Origin of the sequence: Stenotrophomonas sp. Sm10, assembly GCF_030985515.1 — a bacterium.
GTDB classification, from domain to species: Bacteria; Pseudomonadota; Gammaproteobacteria; order Xanthomonadales; family Xanthomonadaceae; genus Stenotrophomonas; species Stenotrophomonas hibiscicola.
On record NZ_JAPTFO010000206.1, the window covers coordinates 1 to 1,326 of the forward strand.

Genomic DNA, 1,326 nt, shown 5'->3' on the forward strand with positions numbered 1-1,326 from the left:
CTCGACGCGCCGCTGCGCCGTCACCTGCAGGGCATCGAGGGCAACCGGATCCTTGGCAGCGGGAGTTTCCTGGGCGGCCGCAACCAGCGGCAGCAGGGCGGAAAGAGCGGCAACGAGGGGGCGCGCGACCGGAAGGCGGCCACGGGAAGTACGGGTCGGGGACATGGCGGTAGGCTGTGTTTGGAGGGGTGGTAAAACGGCGCTACCAGATAATTGTTGCAATACAGCACCTGCCCCGCAAATGCCCGCCGTTCATGGGCCTGTCGCCCCGGCCCGGGCGCCCTCGCTAGACTCGGGGGTTTCCAGCCCTGCGGAGCCGCCGCGATGACCCAGTGGTATTTCCATGCCTCCGCCCAGGCCGAGCGTATCGGCCCGCTTGATGACCAAGCTGCGCGCCGTTATGCGCAGGCCAACCCGCGCGCGCTGGCCTGGTGCCAGGGCATGAGCGGATGGGCCTCGATTGCCGAGGTGCCGGAGCTGCAATCTGCGGCCCCGGGCATGCCGAACAGCCCGCCGCCGGTCCCCTCCGCCAGCGGCCGCGCCGACGACATCGAATTCCGCATCGTCGGCCATGAAATGCAGTTCGTGGAGATCGAGCTCGACCCCGGCGAGAGCGCCATTGCCGAGGCCGGCGCATTGATGTTCAAGGACGCCACGGTACAGATGGACACGGTGTTCGGCGCCGCCAACGGCGACCAGGGCGGCGGCTTCATGGGCAAGGTGATGGCCGCCGGCAAGCGCGTGCTGACCGGCGAGAGCCTGTTCGCCACCGTCTACACCCAGAGCGGCCACGGCAAGGGCAAGGTCGCCTTCGCCGCGCCCTACCCGGGCACGGTGCTGGCGATGAAGCTGGACCAGCACGGCGGCCGCCTGGTCTGCCAGAAGGACAGCTTCCTGGCCGGCGCGCGCGGCGTGCAGATCGGCGTGCAGTTCCAGCGCAGGATCATGACCGGCCTGTTCGGCGGCGAGGGCTTCATCATGCAGAAGCTGGAGGGCGACGGCTGGGTGTTCATCCACGCCGGCGGCTGCGTGGTCGAGCGCGAACTGGCCGCGGGTGAGCGGCTGGACGTGGATACCGGCTGCGTGGTGGCCTACCACCCCACCGTGGACATGGACGTGCGCCGTGTTGCAGGCATCAAGAGCATGCTGTTCGGCGGCGAAGGCGTGTTCCTGGCCACGCTGACCGGTCCAGGCAAGGTCTGGCTGCAGTCGCTGCCGTTCTCGCGCCTGGCCGGCCGCATGTGGATGGCCGCGCCGCAGGGCGGCGGCCAGAACCGCGGCGAAGGCTCGGTGCTGGGCGGCCTGGGCCGGATGCTGGACGGCGAC

At 69.8% G+C, this 1,326-nt stretch carries 1 protein-coding gene; it reads left to right on the top strand.

Annotated elements, in window-relative coordinates; genetic code table 11:
* Positions 1-324: 324 nt before the first annotated feature.
* The coding region (locus O0J15_RS21155; RefSeq protein WP_308306296.1) for a TIGR00266 family protein at positions 325-1,326 on the top strand (1,002 nt) is incomplete at its 3' end.